The sequence below is a fragment of the Acidovorax sp. K2F genome, assembly GCF_025246485.1.
GTDB lineage: Bacteria > Pseudomonadota > Gammaproteobacteria > Burkholderiales > Burkholderiaceae_C > Acidovorax > Acidovorax delafieldii.
Genome location: NZ_JAOBSQ010000060.1, coordinates 74946 through 92510 on the forward strand (window position 1 = coordinate 74946; position 17565 = coordinate 92510).

General features: G+C 65.8%; 12 protein-coding genes. 10 read left to right on the plus strand and 2 right to left on the minus strand.

What is annotated here, in order from left to right; genetic code table 11:
- Nucleotides 1-126: 126 nt before the first annotated feature.
- From N4G42_RS24050 to N4G42_RS24080, 7 genes are all read left to right on the plus strand, one after another.
- Nucleotides 127-3885, plus strand: coding sequence for a beta strand repeat-containing protein (locus tag N4G42_RS24050; protein WP_260668966.1), 3759 nt, complete (start codon nucleotides 127-129; stop codon nucleotides 3883-3885).
- A gap of 14 nt (nucleotides 3886-3899) precedes the next feature.
- A complete protein-coding gene (locus N4G42_RS24055) occupies nucleotides 3900-4955 on the plus strand; it encodes a helix-turn-helix domain-containing protein (protein ID WP_260668967.1) in 1056 nt (351 codons plus the stop codon).
- 125 nt (nucleotides 4956-5080) lie between these two features.
- Nucleotides 5081-7435, plus strand: coding sequence for an IPT/TIG domain-containing protein (locus tag N4G42_RS24060; protein WP_108498782.1), 2355 nt, complete (start codon nucleotides 5081-5083; stop codon nucleotides 7433-7435).
- A 563-nt stretch (nucleotides 7436-7998) separates the two neighbouring features.
- Nucleotides 7999-9177 (plus strand): MFS transporter, encoded by a 1179-nt coding sequence (locus N4G42_RS24065; RefSeq protein ID WP_056742744.1) that lies wholly within the window; start codon nucleotides 7999-8001, stop codon nucleotides 9175-9177.
- 126 nt (nucleotides 9178-9303) lie between these two features.
- Nucleotides 9304-9858, plus strand: a complete 555-nt coding sequence (gene ssb, locus N4G42_RS24070; RefSeq protein WP_056056677.1) for a single-stranded DNA-binding protein — start codon at nucleotides 9304-9306, stop codon at nucleotides 9856-9858.
- Nucleotides 9859-10240: 382 nt separating this feature from the next.
- The gene (locus N4G42_RS24075; RefSeq protein WP_099731734.1) at nucleotides 10241-10816 is read left to right on the plus strand and encodes a hypothetical protein; all 576 of its coding nucleotides are present in this window, start codon (nucleotides 10241-10243) and stop codon (nucleotides 10814-10816) included.
- Between the two features lie 104 nt (nucleotides 10817-10920).
- A complete protein-coding gene (locus N4G42_RS24080) occupies nucleotides 10921-11634 on the plus strand; it encodes a Bax inhibitor-1 family protein (RefSeq protein WP_056056682.1) in 714 nt (237 codons plus the stop codon).
- A gap of 136 nt (nucleotides 11635-11770) precedes the next feature.
- Here N4G42_RS24080 and mnmA read toward each other — a convergent pair whose 3' ends face one another.
- The gene (gene mnmA, locus N4G42_RS24085) at nucleotides 11771-12940 is read right to left on the minus strand and encodes a tRNA 2-thiouridine(34) synthase MnmA (RefSeq protein WP_260668968.1); all 1170 of its coding nucleotides are present in this window, start codon (nucleotides 12938-12940) and stop codon (nucleotides 11771-11773) included.
- Nucleotides 12937-13878, minus strand: coding sequence for a LysR family transcriptional regulator (locus N4G42_RS24090; RefSeq protein ID WP_108499773.1), 942 nt, complete (start codon nucleotides 13876-13878; stop codon nucleotides 12937-12939). Before N4G42_RS24090 ends, mnmA begins: the two co-directional genes overlap by 4 nt.
- A 190-nt stretch (nucleotides 13879-14068) precedes the next feature.
- On the opposite strand from N4G42_RS24090, the gene N4G42_RS24095 reads away from it, so the two are divergent.
- The 3 genes from N4G42_RS24095 (at nucleotide 14069) to N4G42_RS24105 (ending at nucleotide 17396) form a co-directional block, all read left to right on the plus strand.
- A complete protein-coding gene (locus tag N4G42_RS24095; protein WP_260668969.1) occupies nucleotides 14069-15160 on the plus strand; it encodes a 4-oxalomesaconate tautomerase in 1092 nt (363 codons plus the stop codon).
- A gap of 78 nt (nucleotides 15161-15238) precedes the next feature.
- Nucleotides 15239-16237 carry a Bug family tripartite tricarboxylate transporter substrate binding protein gene (locus tag N4G42_RS24100; protein ID WP_260668970.1) on the plus strand — a complete coding sequence of 333 codons (999 nt, stop codon included), beginning with the start codon at nucleotides 15239-15241 and terminating at the stop codon, nucleotides 16235-16237.
- Nucleotides 16238-16331: 94 nt separating this feature from the next.
- Nucleotides 16332-17396, plus strand: coding sequence for a porin (locus N4G42_RS24105; protein ID WP_260668971.1), 1065 nt, complete (start codon nucleotides 16332-16334; stop codon nucleotides 17394-17396).
- Nucleotides 17397-17565 lie beyond the last annotated feature (169 nt).

Sequence of the window (17565 nt, forward strand, 5' to 3'; positions counted from 1 at the left end):
TCCAAAGCCCTGTGGCCAATTGTTAACATCACGCCTTCACAAAAAAGATTCAGTCACGCCTTGGATACATTTCGCCCGAAGCAATGACCTCGGCGATGCCGAAAGCGGGTCTCAGGGAGAAATGCAATGAAATGGATTCTGGGCGCAGCCCTGGGCCTTCTATTGGCCGGCCCTTCGTACGCCGTCAACTACGCCATACAGGATGGCGGCGCGGGTAGCGGTTGTCAGAACGCCTGGCCCCCTTCCATTGTCGGAAACTACAACGAAAACGGCACGCTCAACGGTGTGCCCCGCTATGACGGCAGCGGCTGGTACCTGTACCGCGCCTCCATCTTTGGGCAGGATAACTGGGTCGTCAGCAATTCGCTGGGTAGCACGGACCTCAACAACAGCACCATTGCGTTCTACGCACCCTCTTCGGCCGGCACACCCGTCGCCGGTACGGGCTACAACAGCACCAACTCGGCCTGCGGCAAGATCAACGTACAGCAGGGCGTGACGGTGCCAGCACCTGATGCGCCTACGATCGGACCGCTGAATTCCGGGGTACAGCCCTATATCTCCGGTGGGAGCACGACCGTGTATTGGTCCGGCGTGCCCGGCGTAGTGGGCTACAAGCTTGACGTCGCAACCGACGCGGCGTTTACGACCTTTCACCCCGGCTACAACGGACTGGTAATTACAGCCTCGCCCACCCCCCCGACCAGCGCCACGGTCACTGGCTTGAGCAACGCGGGGACGACCTACTACTTCCGTGTGCGCTCCTACAACGGCGGCGGGGACAGTGTTCCATCCGCGACGGTTAGCACCACCACAGTGCCCGCAGCGCCCACCTTGCAGACAGTCAGCAATGTCCGCGCCGATCGTTTCACAGCCAACTGGGCTGCCGCCACCGGCGCAGACGCGTACCGCTTGCAGGTATGTACAGACGCGGGGTTTACTTCTTGCATTGCTGGCTACAACCCGGCCAGCGTCGGCGACTCGCCAGCCCTCGTTTCGGGCCTCGCTCAAACCACGACCTACTATTACCGGGTATCCGCCGGAAATGCGAACGGCTATAGCGCCTATTCCAGCAGCGCCAACGTCACAACCAATACCCGCCCCAGCCTGAGTGGCAGTTTCATGACTTCCGGTGCGGTCAACGACAACGCCACGATTGCACCGTTCACAGGCGTTACTGTCTCGGACGCGAACGGCGATGCTGTCTCGGTGCAGATCAGCTACGCAGCAGCCAATGGCACGCTCGCGGGCACAGGGCTCACGGGCAGCGCTGGTAGCTACGTCTTGACAGCCCAGGCGCCAGCCACCGTGACCACCAACCTGCGGGGTCTGGTATTCACGCCCACGTACCAGCAAGGCCCAACGGGGAGCACGGTGACCACCACGTTCACCCTGGTCCCTGATGATGGCACCGATGTCGGCACCAGCAACAGCACCACCAAGGTGACGACGACCATGACCAACGTCGCACCCAGCTTCGTTGGCGCCACGACAACGCTCACGGTCAGCGCGAACGCTGCCGCCACAGACATCAAGTCATTGCTCCACGTGAGCGATACCGACACCGGACAGACAGAGACATGGTCCGCTCAGACGGCGCCGGTGCACGGAACGCTCACCATCAGCGGTACAGCGACTGCCTCGGGAGGAACCGACATTGCACCGTCTGGCACCATCACGTACACGCCCGCATCCAACTACAGCGGCAATGACAGTTTTGCAGTGCGGGTAAGCGACGGGTCCGATAGCGCCGTACGCACTATCACAGTGACCGTGCAGGCCATGGCACCGGGAGCCCCCACAGGTGTGGTGGCCACGCCAGCGGATGGGCAGGCCAGCGTGTCTTTCAGTGCGCCATCCAGCAATGGAGGCTCAGCCGTCACTGGCTACACCGTGACGTCCAGCCCGCAGGGGCTCACCGGCTCGGCGGCCGTCTCGCCCATCACCGTCTCCGGCCTGACGAATGGGACCGCCTACACCTTCACAGTCATCGCCACCAATGCCATCGGCTCCAGTGGAGCGTCATCGCCGTCAGCGCCTGTCACCCCGAAAGGCGAGCAAACCATCACCTTTGCCAACCCTGGCGCCCAGAACTTCGGAACGTCCCTCTCCCTCACGGCGTCTGCGACCTCGGGCCTGCCTGTGAGCTTCAGTTCCACCACCCCAGGCATTTGCACCGTCACTGGGAGCGGGGCATTGACCCTGGTTTCTGCAGGCAACTGCACGATCGTCGCCGCCCAGACAGGCGACAACGTGTGGAACGCCGCGACAACCGTATCCCAAACGTTTGCCATCAATGCCATGGTTCCTGGCGCGCCCACCATCGGCACTGCAAATGCGGGTAACACGCAGGCCACCATCACGTTCACAGCGCCCGCCAGCAATGGCGGCTCAGCCATTGCCACCTACACAGCCACCTCCAACCCCGACAGCAAAACCGGCACCTGCGCGGGGCCCGCAGCCTGTCCCATCACCGTGAGTGGCCTGAGCAATGGCACTGCATATACCTTTACCGTCACGGCCACCAACAGCGCAGGCACAGGGGCAGCGTCGGCAGCGTCCAACTCCGTCATACCCAAGGCAGTGCAAACCATCAGCTTTGCCAACCCGGGGAGCCAAAACTATGGCACCTCACCTGATCTGGCTGTCCTGGGTGGCGGTGCTTCTGCCACCTCCGGCCTGCCCGTGGCCTTCACGTCATCCACCCTCGGTGTTTGCACCATCACCCCGGCGGGGGTTCTGACCTTCGGGACGGCCGGGACTTGCACCATCAATGCCGATCAGGCTGGCAACGGTGTGTACCTGGCAGCTCCCCAGGTGTCGCGCAGCTTTACCGTGACCCCCATCGCGCCCGGTGCTCCCACCATTGGAACGGCCATAGCAGGTGATACGCAGGCCTCGGTGGCCTTCACCGCACCAGCGAACACCGGCGGCACCGCCATCACGGGCTATACGGTCACCGTCACTCCACCTGACGTGGCGCCTGTCTACGGGGCCGCATCACCCATTGTCGTCACGGGGCTGACCAACGGGCAGGCGTACACCTTCACCGTGACGGCGGATAACTCTGCAGGGACAGGGCCTGCGTCTTCGGCATCCAACTCCGTCACGCCCAAGGCCATACAGTCCATCACCTTCGCCAATCCTGGCAGCCAGAATTTCGGCACCACGCCCACGCTGTCTGCCTCGGCCACGTCCGGTCTGGCCGTTGCGTTCACCTCGTCCACCACCGGCGTGTGCACGATCACCAGCGGGGGGGCACTGACGTTTGTCACGGCGGGCAGCTGCACCATCAATGCCGACCAAGCAGGCAATGGCGTCTTTTTGCCAGCACCGCAAGTCAGCCGCAGCTTCACCGTCAATGCGCAACTGTCAGTGTCTGGCGCAGTGCCTGGCATGGCAGGCCTGGCCACTGCGACGCTATCAGGCGGAGGTGCGAGCTGCACCCTGAACCCAGGCGGCACCAGTTTCATGGCGCCCGTCGGCATGCCTGGCAACCTCACGCTGCCCCATGGAGGGTTCGAGTTCCTCGCCACCGGCTGCTCGGGGAGTGTCACCATCACGCTGAACTATCCAGACCCCATGCCCGCCGGCATCCAGTTTTGGAAGTTTGGCCCCGCCACAGCAGGTGCGGGGGCTTCCACCTGGTTCGCCTGGTCGGGGGCAACCCTCAGCCCTGACCGGCGTACTGTGAGCTATACCGTGACGGACAACGGTGTGGGAGACTCCGACAACGCTGTCGGCAGCATCCGTGACCCGTTTGCACCTGCCTTCTTTGTCGGATCGGATGCAGCCGCCATTCCCGTCAACAACCCCTGGGCTCTGGCAGTGCTGGTCGCGGTCCTGGGTTGGCTAGGCCTGAGGCGCCGTCACCAACACCGCTGAAATCCGGGACTGCGATGCCATCCACCGGACCGTTGCCTTCCACCGTCTTCGCTACCGACCAGCTGGTGGGTGATGAGCGCTTCGAAGCCTGGCGCTGCAGCATCTCGGTGATCTTCGATGTGGCTCCCGTGGGGCACGAGCCTCCCAAGGACTTCCAGGCCTCAGTCACCGCCCGCCACCTGGGTGCGCTCTTGGTGGGAGACCTGAACTTCGGGCGCCAGCAGTTCTCACGCGGTTCGCCCCGCGTAGCGCGCGACGGTGTGGACCACTACCTGGTGCAGTGGTACCGCAGCGGTGGCTTTGTCGGCCAGCATGATGACGGCGTGGACATGGAGGTGCGCCCGGGCGACATCACCGTGTTCGACCTGGGGCGCACGCAACGCACCTATGCCCAGCCCTCGCATGTGCTGTCGCTAGTGGTGCCGCGCGAGATCGCCGCCGAGTCTTTCGGCGGGCGCGACGCTGACCTTCATGGCACGGTGCTGCGGCAGGGTACGGCCCTGGGCGGACTGCTCAGCGACTATCTTCAGTCTCTGCATCAACGCCTGCCGGACGTGACGCTCGCAGAGGCCCCAGCCGTTGTGCAAGCCACCACCCAGATGCTGGCCGCGTGCCTACGGCCAAGCCGCCACACCCATGCCCAGGCGCGGGTCGAGCTGCAGGGGGTGACGCTGGAACGCATCCAGCGACACATCTTGCAGAACCTGGCAGCGCCGCTGCGCCCAGAGCTGCTGTGCCAACACTTCGGTATTTCGCGCAGCCTGCTGTACCGCCTGTTCGAGCCGCTGGGCGGTGTGGCGCACTATGTACAGCAGCGTCGGCTGCTGCGCGCCTTCCATGCGCTGGCCAGCCCCGCCAATCGCCGTCTGCGGGTGGCCGAGGTCGCCACGCGCAGCGGCTTCTCCAGCGAGGCACATTTCAGCCGGACCTTCCGTGCGGCCTTCGGCCTTACGCCCAGCGATGTGCGGGCCATGGCGGGCGGCGCCTTGGCCGCCGCAGCAGGTACTGCCAGCCAGGCAGCCCCCTCCACAGTCGAATACGCGAACTGGGTGCGCACTCTGCAGGTGTAACCCTGCGCCCGGCGCCTGCATGCCGCCGAAACAGCCGGTCAAAAACGTTGAGACGCACAGTCAAGCCGAAGTGACGGCCGCGCCTAGCATGGGTCACCGCCTGTTCCCCCCTTGCGCACTCCCCCATGCAATTCATCCGCAAACTGGCTGCAGCCGTGCTCGCTACCGTGCTGTGCAGCCCGCAGCTGGCCTGTGCTCAACCCACCGTCACCAGTTTTGCGCCCACCGAGGGCCTGACCATGGGCTGGACCCAGGTCGTCTTTACCGGCACCAGCCTGGGCAGCACCTCGGCCGTTCGCTTTGACGGCGTGGATGCCACCAACCTCATCGTCGACGGCAGCGGCACCCGCGTCACGGCCACCACGCCTGCCCATGCCCGTGGCACCGTCGCAGTGGAACTAATCACCGCCCTGGGCACGGCGGCGGCAGGCAGCTACACCTATGTGCCCCAGCCCAACATCACGAACTTGGGCCCCGGCGAAGGTTCAATGCTCGGCGGCACCGAGGTCACCATCACCGGCAGCGGGTTCACCGGGGCGACGACGGTGCTGTTCGGGAGCAAACCCGCCACCCGCTTCACCGTGGACAGCGACACGCAAATCACCGCTGTCGCGCCGCCCCAGCCGGCAGGCCTTACGGTGATGTTCGAGATCTCCACGCCCATCGCCCATATGCCGCACCCCATGGGCTATTTCACCTACACCGTGCCGCCTGAATTGCGGCCCACCGTCACCAGTTTTGCGCCCACCGAGGGCCTGACCATGGGCTGGACCCAGGTCGTCTTTACCGGCACCAACCTGGGCAGCACCTCGGCCGTTCGCTTTGACGGCGTGGATGCCACCAACCTCATCGTCGACGGCAGCGGCACCCGCGTCACGGCCACCACGCCTGCCCATGCCCGTGGCACCGTCGCAGTGGAACTAATCACCGCCCTGGGCACGGCGGCGGCAGGCAGCTACACCTATGTGCCCCAGCCCAACATCACGAACTTGGGCCCCGGCGAAGGTTCAATGCTCGGCGGCACCGAGGTCACCATCACCGGCAGCGGGTTCACCGGGGCGACGACGGTGCTGTTCGGGAGCAAACCCGCCACCCGCTTCACCGTGGACAGCGACACGCAGATCACCGCTGTCGCGCCGCCCCAGCCGGCAGGCCTTACGGTGATGTTCGAGATCTCCACGCCCATCGCCCATATGCCGCACCCCATGGGCTATTTCACCTACACCGTGCCGCCTGAATTGCGGCCCACCGTCACCAGCGTGGCACCGCGCTGGAATCCCCCTGCGGGCGGGGTACCAGTGGTACTGACCGGCACCAATCTCACGGGGACTACGGCGGTGCGCTTTGCTGGTCAGTCCGCCCTCTCCTTCACTGTAGACAGTGCCACGCAGGTGACCGCCATTCCGCCCCCGGCGCCGTTGCAATCGGCAGGCGTGGAAGTCACAACCGGCCTTGGCACGGCCCAGGGATTCTTCCTGTATGCCTCGGCGCCAGTGCTGGCCAGTGCCAGCCCCACCACCGGGCCCACCACGGGCGGCACCCCTGTAACGCTGCGTGGCAGCGGGCTGCTGAGTACGACGCGCGTGAGCTTCGGCGGCGTGGCCGCCAGCAGTTTCAATGCAGTGGACGACACCCGCATCGATGTGCTCACCCCGTCTCATGCGGCAGGTAATGCCACCGTGCAGGTGGTGGCGGAGAGCGGCACGGCCGTACTGAGCGGCGCGGTCTTCGCCTTCGTCTCTCCGCCCGCCGACGGAGCCTGTGGTGCGGCAGACGGGCAGGAGCGCATCACCCCACCCACGGCCGGCCTGTGCAGCGCAGGTGCAGCAGGCAGCGTGGCCGCGGCCTCAGGGGCTTTTGCCTGGACCTGCGCGGGCCAGAACGGTGGGGCCGACTCGCGCCAATGCAGCGCGCCCTGGCCCCTGTCCGGCGTCGGAGGGTTGCGCACATCGCTCGCGCTGCCTGACCCAGCCACCAACCAGGGTTGGGGCCTGGACACAGCGGTCCTCGACGCCGCGCTACCCGCACCATTGCCTGGCGGCGCAAGTACGCAGCACCGGGCATTGCGCCTGGTGCTCAGCGGCGGCAGCGCAGGCTCCAGTGCCCAATTCACCGTGCACTACAGCGAGCCCGTTCCGGCCGGTGCGGTGTACCTCAAATACGGCCCCAGCCCCCAGGGCCTGAACTGCAACGGAGCGGCCTGCGCCCAGCCCCACTGGTATGCGCTGCCCGGCAGCACGGCGGTGTTCGCCCCCGACCGCCGTAGCGTGACGCTAACGTTGACCGACGGTGGCCTTGGCGATAGCGACGCCGTGCCCGGCCACATCACCGACCCCGGGTTGCCCGTGCTGCTGGCGGGAGCGGGTGGGGGGACAGGGCCAGTCTCCGTACCCGCACTGGGGCCCTGGGCGCTGACTGTGTTGACGCTGGCGCTGCCTCTGTGGGTGGGACTGGGGCGCAAAACAAATCAAAAAAGATAGCTACCGATGCAATACAGGTCAGCACTGCAGGCGATTTTTGGTATTTCTTCGACAGGCATGCCACAGTGTGCAGGGCAGCTACACCGACGTGCCACCGCGCCCTTACGGCACTTGCTTTGGACAGGAGCGGCCCTGTGCACAGCCCTCTCAGCCAAGGCCGGTACCGAAGCCCTGCCCCTACCTGCGCCGCGCGAAACCACTGCCGTGGCCCTGCTGTGCACCCCAGACGTCACAGCGGCCCAGGAGCTCCAATCCGCGGCACCAGCGCCTCGGGCCCCTCATGGCGCCACCTCCCACGACGGCTCCCACGTTCCCACCCCCGTGGACAACCCCTGGGCACTGGGCCTGCTGGCCGCACTCGCCGCACGAATACTGTGGATGGATCGGCATTCCAAGCAGGATTCCGGCTGAAAGTCAGGGCCACAGGGCCGGCTGCAATGGGCCGTCAGGGCCAATGCGCGAAAATCTCGCTTTTGCTTACCGGACCTTAGCGCACCACCGTGCCGGATTATTCCTCCCTGACAGCCGCAGCTGCCCCGCAGCACTCTGCACCCGCCACCCCCATGACCGCGCTGGAGCGTCGCTCCAGCGTCAGCCTGGCCCTCATTTTTGCGCTGCGCATGCTGGGCCTGTTCCTGGTGCTGCCCGTGTTTGCCCTGGAGGCACGCAAGTACCCTGGCGGCGACGACCCTGCACTGGTGGGTCTGGCCATGGGTATCTACGGCCTGACGCAGGCAGTCCTGCAGCTGCCGCTGGGCATCGCTTCCGACCGCTTCGGGCGCAAGCGGGTGATCGTGCTCGGCCTGCTCGTCTTCGCAGGCGGCAGTCTGATGGCCGCGCTGGCGGATTCTCTGACCGGACTGCTGCTGGGCCGGGCGCTGCAGGGCGCGGGGGCCGTGTCGGCAGCCGTAACCGCCCTGCTGGCCGACCAAACACGCGACAGCGTGCGCACCAAGGCGATGGCGCTGGTGGGCGGCAGTATCGGGCTGATGTTTGCCGTGGCGCTGGTGGCGGCACCGATGTTGGCTGCCCATATCGGCCTGGCGGGGCTGTTTGGCCTGACCTGTGCGCTGGCCCTGGCCGGTGTGGCCGTGGTGGTGTGGTGGGTACCGCCCGAGCCTGCGCTGCATCGGAACGCCCCCCGGGGCCGCTTGGCCGATGTGTGGGGACACCCTGACCTGCTGCGCCTGAACCTCGGCGTGTTTGTGCTGCACACCGTGCAACTGTCCATGTGGGTGGCCGTGCCCGCGATGCTGGTACAGGCAGGACTCACCAAAGACCACCACTGGCAGGTGTACCTGCCCGCCGTGGTGCTGTCGTTTGCCGCCATGGGCGGGCTGTTTGCGCTGGAGCGTGCGGGCCGACTGCGCGCAGCCCTGCTCGGAGCCATTGCCCTGGTGCTGGTGGTGCAGGCGGGGCTGGGCCTGCTGGCGGCCAGCGGTGTGCCTGCCACGCTGTGGGTGCTGGGGCCTTTGCTGTTCGTCTTTTTCTGCGGATTCAATGCGCTGGAGGCCAGCCAGCCCAGTCTGGTGTCGCGCATGGCGCCAGCCCAGCTGCGCGGCGCCGCGCTGGGCAGCTACAACACCCTGCAGTCTTTAGGCCTGTTTGCGGGCGGTGCGATGGGTGGCGCGCTGGTGAAATGGGCCGGGGCTCCAGGCCTGTTTGCCGTGACCACGGCGCTCACGGCTCTGTGGCTGGTGCTGACCTGGCCGCTGCGGCCCGTGGGGCGTGGCGGGCACTGAACCGCCAAGCCGTGCCACGCCGTCAGGGCTTCCATTGCCCCCCGGTTGCGGCACAATGGCGCGTTTGGCGCCTGGAATCTCTCTCCAAATCCGGCGCTTTTATCCCTTAAAGGCAAAGACAGCACCATGGCATCCGTAAACAAAGTCATCATCGTCGGCAACCTGGGCCGCGACCCTGAAATGCGCACCTTCCCCAGCGGCGATCAGGTGGCCAACGTGACGATTGCCACCACCGACAAGTGGAAAGACAAGCAGTCTGGCGAAATGAAGGAAGCCACCGAGTGGCACCGCGTGGTCTTCAACGGCCGCCTCGCCGAAATCGCTGGCCAGTACCTGCGCAAAGGCTCGCAGGTGTATGTAGAAGGCAGCCTGCGCACCCGCAAGTGGACCGACCAGAGCGGCGTTGAGAAGTACAGCACCGAGATCCGCGCCGACCAGATGCAGATGCTGGGCAGCCGCCAGGGCATGGGCGGTGGCGGACAGGGCGGCGGACAGCAAGGCGGTGGATACGACGACGGTTACGGTGGCGACCAGGGTGGCTACGACCAGGCCCCGCGCCGTGCAGCGCCAGCGCCGCGCCCCATGGCCGCCCCCGCTCAGCGCCCTGCACCCGCTCCCGTGGCACAGGCACCGCGCGCGGCCTCCGGATTTGACGACATGGACGACGACATTCCGTTCTGACAGCTTCTGGCACCGGACTCAGTCCCCAGCCCGCACCCGCAAGGTGTGGGCTTTTTTTTGCCTGTGCGCAAGGCATGCCCGACCCCACGGAAAACGTCGCCTGTGGGCGTCAAAACGTAGCAACTCGCAACAGGAGGTGCTGGGGCCCACCCGACTCACAAGCGCCAGCGCGGCCATGGAGCGATGGCTTTTACAACGGCACTCACGGGCGCCGCTTCTCAGTTTTGTCCAGTTCGGCATCACCGCGACAAATCAACAATTCCTTACATCCGATACGGAAATATCAAAGATCATCGCGGACTGGCTCGCCAAAGAGGTGCAAAACCCGGCGGCCAGCAGTTACCAAAATCAATATTCCAAACTGAAAAGAGAGAGGGTTGTGATGCCGGGGTTCGTCCGAAAGATTTTGATATTTGTCACTGGCTACGCGTGGCTCCTGCTGCTGGCGGGCCCGGGGCTCATCGGGCTGTCGGTGTACAGCGGCTGGAAGGCGGAAGACGGCCACGCCTACGTGGCGCGCGAAAGTCTGCAGACCGTGTCCGGTACCGTGACGCAGGCCTCTGAAGTCACCGTCAAGCGCAAGCGTCGTACGACCAAGAAGTACTACGAAATCACGGTCCAGCCCGACACCGCTGGTGCCGAGGCGCGCAAGCTGCGCATCGACCACAGCACACCGCAGCAGCTGGTGGGCAACCTGATCGACGAAAAAGTCACCGCCTTGGTCGATGGCAGCGATAGCGACCTGGTCTATGAAGTATCGGCAGACGGCGCGACCGTCATCAGCTACGACACCACCAAACAGCGGCTGCAGGCCGAAGCCGCCTCTTCCGCGCAGTCCTTCAGCGGCGCAGGCACCTGGATCTTTGCCATTTTGCTCACGCTGGTGGGAGCGGCAGGCGTGTGGTCCAACCGCAAGCTGCGCGCCGCCGACGAAGCACACCAGCTGGCCGCCGCCTGACGGCCATACCCCATAAAAAGAGAGAGGGAGGGAGGGGCAGCGCCCGGGGCGCGCTCCTCCCATCGTTTGCGCCAACCTGCGCGCTCACTACGGAGGACCACACCATGAACCCCAACGCACTTTCGCCACAAACCCCTGCGGGCGCTCCGATGGAGCGGCGCGATTTCATCGTCTCTACCTACAAGCACCTGGGCGTGGCCATTCTGGCCTTTGTCGTGCTGTCGGCGGTACTGATGGTGAGCGGACTTTCCACCGCCGCGGCCAAGATGCTCATGGCCAGCGGTAGCAAATTCCTGTGGCTGGGGGTCATGGGCGCTTTCATGCTCGTGGGCTGGCTGGCATCGCACCTCGCCGACAACTCGGACAACCCTCAGACACAGCTGATGGGCCTGGGCCTCTACGTGCTGGCGGAAGGGCTCATCTTTGCCCCGATGTTCGGCATTGCCCAGCTTTTGGTGCCGGGCGCCATCGGCGCTGCCGCCTTCATCACGCTGCTGCTGGTGGCGGCGCTCACATGGACGGCGTTCAGCAGCAAGACCGACTTTTCGTTCCTGGGCGGCATCCTGAAGGTGGCGGGCCTGGTGGCACTGGGCACCATCATCGCGGGCGCCATCTTCGGCTTCAAGCTGGGCATCTGGTTCTCAGGGCTCATGGTGCTGTTTGCGGGCGCCTGTGTGCTGTACGACACCTCGCGCATCATCCACGACTACCCTGCAGACCGCCCCGCCGGCGCAGCGCTGCACCTGTTCGCATCGATTGCGCTCATGCTCTGGTACGTGCTGCGCATCCTGATCAGCCTCGCCACGAACGACGACTGACACACCAGGGCACCGCCCCACAAAAAAGCCGGAGCGATCACCGCCCCGGCTTTTTTGCATCTGGAAAGAGAGTTTCAAGACAAATCAGGCGCAAGCGCTAGATTCCATTGCCCTGACAGCTATCAATTTTGAAGCATCAACGGGCCATGGCTGGCTGCACCGCCGGCGCATGGCCGGTGGGCTGCGGCAGCCCCTCCACGGCAGCAATCACGCCACCGCCCAGGCAGACATCACCGTCGTACAGCACCGCGCTCTGCCCGGGCGTCACGGCCCACTGAGCGTCCGGGAACTGCAGCGCAAAGCCGTCCGGCACGGTCTCCAGCGCGCACGCTGCGTCCTGCTGGCGGTAGCGCGTCTTGGCGGCATAGCCGCCGGGCGCCGGGGCTTGGCCAGCGCACCAGCTCACGTCCTGCGCCACCAGGCGGTGCGACAACAGCCAGGGGTGGTCGTGACCTTGCACCACCCGCAGCGTGTTTTTCTCCAGGTCCTTGCGGGCCACGAACCAGGGCTCGTGCGCGCCGCCACCGCGCTGGGCGCCTTTTTCCTTCACGCCCCCAATGCCCAGGCCCTGGCGCTGGCCCAGCGTGTAGAAACTCAGGCCCACATGCTGGCCCAGCTTGCGTCCCCGGTCGTCCAGAATGGGCCCGGGCGCATGGCTGATGTAGCGGTTCAGAAACTCGCGGAAGGGCCGCTCACCGATGAAGCAGATGCCGGTGGAATCCTTCTTCTTGGCGTTCGGCAGGCCGATCTCCTCGGCAATGCGGCGCACTTCGGTCTTGTGCAGCTCACCCACGGGGAAAAGGGTCTTGGACAGCTGCGCCTGGTTCAGGCGGTGCAGAAAGTAGCTCTGGTCCTTGCTCGGGTCCAGGCCCTTGAGCAGTTCGTGCAGGCCCGTGGCCAGGTTGTGCCGCACGCGGGCATAGTGGCCGGTGGCGATCTTCTCCGCCCCCAGGCGCATCGCGTGGTCCAGGAAGGCCTTGAACTTGATCTCGGCGTTGCACAGCACATCGGGGTTGGGTGTGCGGCCGGCCTGGTACTCGCGCAGGAACTCGGCAAACACCCGGTCCTTGTAGTCGGCCGCGAAGTTCACATGCTCGATCTCGATGCCTATCACATCGGCCACAGCGGCGGCATCCACGAAGTCGATGTTGGACGAGCAGTACTCGCTGTCGTCATCGTCTTCCCAGTTTTTCATGAAGATGCCGACCACCTCATGGCCCTGCTTTTTGAGCAGGTAGGCGGTCACGGCCGAGTCCACGCCGCCGGAAAGGCCGACGACAACGCGCTGTTTGGTAGGGGAAGTCATTGCCCCGATTGTATTTTTGATGCCGCCGGGGCACTGCGCGGGCGCGCAGAACGCGTAGCCACCAGCAGGTCATACAACTGCTGCGCGGCAGGCGACAGGGTTTTGCCCCGGCGCTTGATCAGCCCCATCTGCCGCGTGACGATGGGCTCTACCAGCGGAATACTGACCAGCGTGGGGTGGTCCTTGCCCGGCATGGCCAGGCTGGGCACGGCCGCCACGCCCAGGCCCGCCTCGACCAGCCCGAGCAGCGTGGTCACGTGCTTGGCCTCGTACAGGCACTGCGGCCGGTCGGGCACGTTGGCCAGTGCCAGGTCCATGAGCAGGCGGTTGCCGGAGGTCTTGCCCACCGACATGAAGTCGTGCTGGCCCAGCTCGGCCCAGGTCACCTTCTTGCGGCGCGCCAGCACATGGTCGCGCCGGCAGGCGGCCACAAAACGCTCGGCCAGCACGGGTTTGAACTCGATCTCGGCCTCCTGGCTGCCGATGAAGTTCAGGCCGAAGTCCGCATCGCCCTGCGCCACGGCCACCAGCACCTCGTTGGCGCTGGCGTCGTGCACCTTGACGCGGATCTTCGGAAACCGCTCGTGGTAGCGCTTGACCACCTGAGGCAGGAAGTAATACACGGCCGACGGCACGCAGGCAATCGTGACCTCGCCCATGCGCCGCGCGGCCACATCGCCCAGGCCCATGAGCATGCCGTCCAGGTCGTCCAGCCACACGCGGGTCTTGCGCGCAAAGTCGCGACCTACGGCCGTGAGCGTGACGCGGCGCGTGGTGCGGTCGAGCAGGCGCACACCCAGGGCTTCTTCGAGCTTGTCGATGCGGCGGCTGAAAGCGGGCTGCGACAGGTGAATGGCCTCGGCGGCCGCACGAAAGCTCTGCAGCTCGGCCACGGCCGCAAAGGCCTGGATGTCGGCAAGGTCGAATTTGTTGTTCATCGCGGCGTCCTTCCAGTGCGCTTCGGGGTGTTATCAGCGTTGCAAGCCGTGCATCAAACGATCAGAACATTGCAATTCACGGCCGTGATTGGAGCATGTACAAGCCGCGTTAGCCTATTGCACAGCATGCATCAATCGTTGCCAACAATGCAATTCACAGATCATCGAAGGCGTCGCACCATGCCGACCCATGAGCACCAACATTCCTTGCGTTCTGATGCGTGGCGGCACTTCCCGGGGGCCGTTCTTCCTGGCCGACTGGCTGCCGCGCGACCCCGAAGCCCGCGACCGCACGCTGATTGCGGCCCTGGGATCGCCCCATGAGCTGCAGATCGACGGCCTGGGCGGCGGCAACTCGCTGACCAGCAAGGTCGCCATCGTCTCGCGCTCCACGCAGCCCGACTGCGATGTGGACTACCTGTTTGCCCAGGTCAGCGTGCAGGAGGCCCGCGTGGACACACGCCCCAACTGCGGCAACATGCTGGCCGGTGTGGGGCCCTTTGCCATCGAGCAGGGGCTGGTCCCCGCAGACCGCGAAGGCCAGACCACCACCGTGCGGGTCTACAACGTCAACACCCGCTCCCGCATCGACGTGCAGGTGTGCACGGCGGGCGGCCAGGTGCACTACGACGGCGATGTGCGCATCGACGGCGTGCAGGGCACGGCAGCCCCCGTGCTGATGAACTTCCTGGACGCCTGGGGCGCCGTCACCGGGCAGATCTTTCCCACCGGCCAGCGCATCGACACCATCCAGGGCCTGCAGGTCACCTGCATCGACGCGGCGCAGGTGATGGTGCTATTGCGCGCCGCCGACCTGGGCCTGCGCGGCGACGAGACACCTGCCGAGCTGGACGCCAACACCGCCTTGCTCACCCGCATCGAGGCACTGCGCCTCGAAGCAGGCCAGCGCATGGGCATGGGCGATGTGACACACAGCGTGCTGCCCAAGCCGGTGATCGTGTCGCCGGGCACATCACCAGGCAGTGTGGTGTCGCGCTACTTCACCCCCCACCAGTGCCACCGCTCGCATGCCGTGACGGGCGCAATTGGCGTGGCGGCGGCCTCGGTACTGCCGGGCACCGTGGCCACCGACGAGCGGCATGCACCCGCCGCCGGGCTGCGCCGCGTGGAAGTGCAGCACCCGGCAGGCCGCATCCAGGTGGAGGTGGAGCTCAGCGAGGTGGATAGCCAGTTCAAGCTGGTGCAGGCCGCGCTGGTACGCACCGCCCGAAAGATTCTGGAAGGCACGCTGTTCGTGCCCGAAAGCGCCCCCGCGCACTGAGCGCTCGTCAGGGCGCCGCTTGCGCAGCGCCCTTCCAACGATTTCAACGATTCCAACCATTACGACAGGAGACAAACCATGACCCGTTCCATTCACTCCACCACGCGCCGCACGGCGCTGGCCACGGCTGCGCTGGCGCTTGCGTCCAGCACCTTCTGGGCCGCCGGCACCGCCCACGCGGCCTATCCCGACAAGCCCATCACGCTGGTCGTGCCCACCGCCGCCGGGGGCGGCAACGACGGCATGGCGCGCGTGGTGGCCATCAAGCTCTCCACCCTGCTGGGCCAGCAGGTCATCGTGGAGAACAAGGCGGGGGCCAATGGCGCGATTGCGGCCGAATACGTGGCCCGTGCGGCACCCGACGGGCACACCATCTTGTTCGGCTACATCGGCACCCACGGCATGAGCCCCGCGCTGCAAAAGCTGCGCTACGACCCCATCACGCAGTTCGAGCCCATAGGTATGGTGAGCTATTCGCCCACGCTGATGGTGGTGAACCCCAAGGTGCCCGCCAAGACCGTGAGCGAGCTGGTGGCGCTGAGCAAGGCCAAGCCCCACGACTTCAACTACGCATCGGCCGGCAACGGCACAGCCCCACACTTCTCGGCGGAAATCTTCAAGCTCGAAAGTGGCGCCCAGATGGCCCATGTGCCCTACCGGGGCGCAGCCCCCGCCATGAACGACACCATGGCCGGTCAGACGCAGGTGATGTTTCCCAGCCTGTTCTCGGCCTACCCGCACGTGAAGGGCGGCAAGCTGCGCGCCCTGGCGCTGGCCGGGCCCAAGCGCTCGTCGCTGCTGCCCGATGTGCCCACGCTGGAGGAGGCAGGCATCAAGGGTGTGGAGATCACCCAGTGGTACGCCCTGTTCGCGCCCGGCAAGACGCCCCGCCCGGTGATCGACCTGCTCAACAAGACCTTGAACACCGCACTGGCCGACAAGGACGTGGTGCGCCGCATCGAGGAGCAAGGCGCGGTGGTGGACACCAGCACGCCCGAGCAACTGGCCCTGACGGTGAAGCAGGAACTCGCCAAGTGGAAGGGTGTGGTGGTCAAGGCCCAGCTCACACCCGATTGAGCCCCTGCGAAGAAGGCTCTGGGAAATAGAGGGAGAGGGGCGCCACCGCCCCTCAGCGGCACACATGCCCGCATTTCAACAAGAGGAGACACCCATGAAAACGAAGATGGCAGCGGCCTGCGCTGCATTGGTCGGCCACTGCGCGATGGCACAAGGCACTGATGTGACGCTGTACGGCGTGGTGGACCTGGGCCTGCGCAACGGCAGCGGCCTCACCGCATCCAACGCGCCCACGGCCGGCTCCAGCCGCAGCCTGGGCAGTGGCATCCACACCACCAGCCGCTGGGGCCTGCGGGGCAGCGAAGACCTGGGCGGCGGCGCCAAGGCACTGTTCAACCTGGAGAGCGGCCTCAACGCCGACACGGGTGCCCCGGCCAACGCCACCAAATACTTCGACCGCGCATCCTGGGTGGGCCTGCAGGGCAGCTGGGGCACGCTGGCCCTGGGCCGCCAGACCACGACGCTGGCCGATGCCATCTCGCCCGTGGATCCGCTGGCCATGCGCTTTGCCAGCTTCAACCCCAACATCGGCGTGACGGCGCTGAGCCAGCATGGACTGGGCATCGAGTACGGCAGCGCAGGCGCCAATTCGGGCTCGTACCGGCTGGACAATTCACTGAAGTACACGGGCCGTTTCGGCGGCTTCACCGCACGTGCCATGTGGGGCATTGGCGAAGTCGCATCGCAGGCCTCGGCTCTGTCGTCACGCGGTGTGGGACTGGCGTGGGCTGCGGACGGCTTGGTGGTGTCCAGCGCTTATCAGAGCTTCAACGACACCAACAAGCGATCACTCGACGGCACCACCCTGGGCGCCGCGTACCAATGGGGCAGCGTGCGCCTGGCTGCCAACGCCGGCCGCAACAAGGCCGAGACAGCCGCAGGCCGCTTCACCGTGCAGCGCGTGTTGTCCGCCGGCGGCACCTGGGCGGCCACGCCGTGGGTGGACCTGACAGCGGCCTACTACAAGGTGGACCGCTCGCGCACCGGTGCGGCCGACGACGGCTACGGCCGCCTGATGGCGTTTGCCGAGTACAAGCTCTCGCGCCGCACCAAGGTGTATGCCGAGCTGGACAACACCCGCTGGCGCAACGGCTTCCAGGGCGCGGCGAACAAGGCCACGGCCACCGGCATCTCGGCCGGTGTGGTGCACACGTTCTGAGCAGAACTTAGAACCTGTTCAAGATCTTTTCGGGGTCGCACAAGTCCCTTGCCGGGATGGGATGCAAGGCGCGGGGTGCAGTGGATAGCTCGGCTATCCACAAGCGCCGCAACGCCGCAGACCGCCCGGCAAGGCACTTGCCCGAAGGGTTGGAGTGAAATCGGGCGAT

Bases quoted from the DNA above. Each gene is read 5' to 3' on its own strand.
- N4G42_RS24050 (WP_260668966.1), top strand. From the start codon at position 127: ATGAAATGGATTCTGGGCGCAGCCCTGGGCCTTCTATTGGCCGGCCCT.
- N4G42_RS24055 (WP_260668967.1), top strand. From the start codon at position 3,900: ATGCCATCCACCGGACCGTTGCCTTCCACCGTCTTCGCTACCGACCAG.
- N4G42_RS24060 (WP_108498782.1), top strand. From the start codon at position 5,081: ATGCAATTCATCCGCAAACTGGCTGCAGCCGTGCTCGCTACCGTGCTG.
- N4G42_RS24065 (WP_056742744.1), top strand. From the start codon at position 7,999: ATGACCGCGCTGGAGCGTCGCTCCAGCGTCAGCCTGGCCCTCATTTTT.
- ssb (WP_056056677.1), top strand. From the start codon at position 9,304: ATGGCATCCGTAAACAAAGTCATCATCGTCGGCAACCTGGGCCGCGAC.
- N4G42_RS24075 (WP_099731734.1), top strand. From the start codon at position 10,241: ATGCCGGGGTTCGTCCGAAAGATTTTGATATTTGTCACTGGCTACGCG.
- N4G42_RS24080 (WP_056056682.1), top strand. From the start codon at position 10,921: ATGAACCCCAACGCACTTTCGCCACAAACCCCTGCGGGCGCTCCGATG.
- mnmA (WP_260668968.1), bottom strand. From the start codon at position 12,940: ATGACTTCCCCTACCAAACAGCGCGTTGTCGTCGGCCTTTCCGGCGGC.
- N4G42_RS24090 (WP_108499773.1), bottom strand. From the start codon at position 13,878: ATGAACAACAAATTCGACCTTGCCGACATCCAGGCCTTTGCGGCCGTG.
- N4G42_RS24095 (WP_260668969.1), top strand. From the start codon at position 14,069: ATGAGCACCAACATTCCTTGCGTTCTGATGCGTGGCGGCACTTCCCGG.
- N4G42_RS24100 (WP_260668970.1), top strand. From the start codon at position 15,239: ATGACCCGTTCCATTCACTCCACCACGCGCCGCACGGCGCTGGCCACG.
- N4G42_RS24105 (WP_260668971.1), top strand. From the start codon at position 16,332: ATGAAAACGAAGATGGCAGCGGCCTGCGCTGCATTGGTCGGCCACTGC.